This is a genomic window from Solemya elarraichensis gill symbiont (assembly GCF_002021095.1).
Lineage (GTDB): Bacteria > Pseudomonadota > Gammaproteobacteria > Chromatiales > Chromatiaceae.
In genome coordinates this window covers 1-3,178 of record NZ_MPRK01000199.1, presented here as the reverse complement: position 1 = coordinate 3,178, position 3,178 = coordinate 1, and the positions used below count along the sequence as shown (strand labels likewise).

Genomic DNA, 3,178 nt, shown 5'->3' with positions numbered 1-3,178 from the left:
TGGTCAGTATGCTACGTCAAGCTATTTCAGGGCCAGCAGTGATACAGACCCAAGTTTTCAGCACTTGAGCCCCAAGTTCAGCGCAACCTATCAGAACGCTGACAATCAAAATGCCTACTTCCGCTATGCCAATGGATTCAGGATTCCACAGGCATCACGTCTCTACATGCTGAGCACCAATAACTCGGCCTTTACGCTTGATCCAGAAACCACCGATACCTTTGAAGTTGGATACAAGCTGTCTGGAGATAACACGCAGTTTGAGGCAGCGGTCTATCACATGATCATTGATGACACGATTGTTCGTCGTACCATTGAGGGTGGAGCAAATGATGGAGATCGCTACTACGTCAACGGAGGTAAAACTTTACACCAGGGTGTGGAAGTCTCTGTCGATCACCAGTTTAATAAAGAGTTCGGTGCACGTTTGGCTTACAGCTACTCTGAGCATACCTACGATAACGACGATGTCTATGGTAACAATGAGCAGGCGGAGGCACCGAATCATCTGGCTAACCTGCGCCTGACCTATAAACCATCAAAACTGCCAGGACTGACCACCATGTTCGAAGTGGAGCATGTGGGTGACTACTGGATGGATGATAAAAACACCCGTACTTATGACGGCTACACTGTCGGTCACCTCAAGGCAACTTACGATGCCAGCGACAGGTTAAGTTTCAACGCAAAACTTAACAACATCACTGACGAAATCTATGCAGAAAGTGCAACCTATGGCTATGGCAAGGAAAAATACACGCCAGCAGCACCTCGCCAGTTGTTTGTAGGTCTTGAATACAAGTTATGAGGCTCTATCGTATCGCGCAGATACACAAGGTGTCGGGACTGGCCTTAGGGCTAGTCCTGTTCATCCTTGCCGTGTCCGGTTTCTTTTTAAACCACGATAACTTCAATAGTCTTTGGGACGTTCTGTTTATCGGATTAACCAGGAGTCGGGCGAGACTGAACAGCTTGATATTTCGGCAATAGATTCAGATGTATTGCCCAATGAAATCAAATTAGGCCGCCTGGTCAGGGATCTTCACTACGGCAGGGGAATTGTCAGTGGTGACCTGTCGTTATGGATCAATGATTTCAGCTCTTTTATTTTAGCCTTCCTGCCCTTAAGCGGCCTGATCATGTACATCAAGATCAGGAACATGAAGAACAGGAAAGGCGGCAGCAAGAGAAGCCTCTATCTTTGGCGAAAGGCTCATTCCAACAAGTTGGCCCTTTTTACTTTCATCCCGATTCTGTATCTGTTGATTACCGGTATTTTTTTAGATCACACAGATTTTTTTCGCGATTTTTTAAAGTCGACCAAGCTGGATACGGCGTATCTAACACCAGTCTACGATGATTTATCGACTGATATCTGGGGCTTTGATTATGACGGTTCAAATTACCGGGTTGGAAATCGTTTGGGTATTTTCAAGTCTCCGGACCTGAAAACCTGGGAGCTCGAATCCAAAGGTTTTGTCTGGCGCTTAAAACGCGCAGGTGATGATCTTTATATTGGTGGTATGGGCTCCCCTAACAGGCTCCTGACTGATAATGGGTGGCAAGTTGTAGCTGAATCCGGACATATGCCAAGAGATGTTTTTCAAATGGGCAATCATGTGCATTTCTTTGGCAGACACAGTCACGGTTTCGATTTGCCCATCATGGACCGTGTACCGCTTTATCACCTCTTTCTCGCTTTACATGATGGTGAGTTCTTTCATGAGCTGTGGGTGTACGTGAATGATTTGGCCTCGATCATTGCCATCCTGTTGTTGATCACCGGCTATATCAAGTGGAAAAGACACTATCGAAACCGCGCAAAAGCGCATTGAGTTCAATATGGATTTAATTAAAGCAAATCTTGATTACGCAATCTTTGGGGTATTAGGGCTCATGAGTTTTCTCATGATTGCCTATTTTATTGAGCGAATCTTCTTTTACGGCAGAATCAAACTGGATAGTTTCACCAATGAACATGCCCTGTACGTGGCATTGACGGCGCATCTGACCATTATTGCCTCTATCGCCAGTAATGCACCTTACGTGGGGCTGCTGGGAACTGTTGTGGGGATATTAATCGCATTTTTCGATATGGCGCAAAGTGGTGATTTGTCTGTCAGCACCGTCATGCTTGGCTTGGCAATCGCCCTGAAAGCCACAGCCCTTGGTCTTCTTGTCGCCATACCGGCCACGATGTTTTATAACGCCTTGTTAAGGAAGGCAGATGTATTGACTGCCAACTGGAAGGCATTGCAGGCAGATTGATATGAAACCGATGGCACAAGTCAACATGATTCCCTTCATCGATGTGATGCTGGTTATGTTGTGCATAATTCTGACAACAGCCACCTTTGTCGCACAAGGCAAAATTCCTATCGATTTACCACAAGCTAAAAGCACAGAAGTTTCACAAGCTGATGAGCATACCGAAATTGTGATCAATAAGGTCGGGGAGTATTTCGTTAATGATAAGCCAATCGATGAAAGCGAGCTCATTGCCTTGATTGGCGATCTTGAAATGGAAGAAAAGATCCGGTTAAAAGTCGACAGTGATACCGAATTTAAACATTTTGTCCTGGTTATTGATGAAATCAAAGCTGCCGGACTGGAAAACCTGGCCATAGTGACGGAAAAAAAATAAGCCATGGCAAAGGGATCTAAAAGGATGGGCTTTACTTTCTCTACACTGCTACATGCCGGTGCAGTGGCACTGCTCATGCCTGTAGTAACCCAAATCACACCATTTTCAGCTAATGAGACGGAAATCAATCTATCCTTAAGCAGTTTTGTTGAACAGGTAGTACCTGAGCCTGTCATAGAAACGCCTGAAGAGAGCGTTGAACAAGAGGTTATTGAAGAACCTGAGCCAGTCGTTGAAACACCTGAAGAAGTCGTAAAAGAAGAGGTTGTTGAAACGCCTGAACCGATACAACCCGTCATCCAGGAAAAACCGATCAAACCGGAACCCGTGATAGCAAAGAAAATTCCTGAAAAGAAAAAAGAGGTAATAAAACAGAAACCGATAGCACCTGTTAAGAAGGTAGTAGCGAAAAGGAAACCGGTTCCCAAAAGCACCTCTTGAGCCTGTAGATAATTCTGTGTAACTGCCCTGTTCAAATATGGTCAATGAGTCGATCTTCAAACTCGATCATAAAACGATTTAACGCTGCTTTCC

5 protein-coding genes are annotated in these 3,178 nt (G+C 45.0%); all 5 read left to right on the top strand.

What is annotated here, in order from left to right:
* Nucleotides 1–808: TonB-dependent receptor domain-containing protein (locus BOW51_RS08950; protein WP_135568194.1), on the top strand; the 808-nt coding region annotated here is incomplete at its 5' end.
* Nucleotides 809–920: 112 nt separating this feature from the next.
* A complete protein-coding gene (locus BOW51_RS08945) occupies nucleotides 921–1,835 on the top strand; it encodes a PepSY-associated TM helix domain-containing protein (protein ID WP_078477424.1) in 915 nt (304 codons plus the stop codon).
* A gap of 7 nt (nucleotides 1,836–1,842) precedes the next feature.
* Nucleotides 1,843–2,268 carry a TonB-system energizer ExbB gene (gene exbB / locus BOW51_RS08940; protein WP_078477423.1) on the top strand — a complete coding sequence of 142 codons (426 nt, stop codon included), beginning with the start codon at nucleotides 1,843–1,845 and terminating at the stop codon, nucleotides 2,266–2,268.
* Between the two features lies 1 nt (nucleotide 2,269).
* Nucleotides 2,270–2,644, top strand: coding sequence for an ExbD/TolR family protein (locus BOW51_RS08935; protein ID WP_078477422.1), 375 nt, complete (start codon nucleotides 2,270–2,272; stop codon nucleotides 2,642–2,644).
* Between the two features lie 3 nt (nucleotides 2,645–2,647).
* A complete protein-coding gene (locus tag BOW51_RS08930) occupies nucleotides 2,648–3,085 on the top strand; it encodes a hypothetical protein (RefSeq protein ID WP_135568193.1) in 438 nt (145 codons plus the stop codon).
* Nucleotides 3,086–3,178 lie beyond the last annotated feature (93 nt).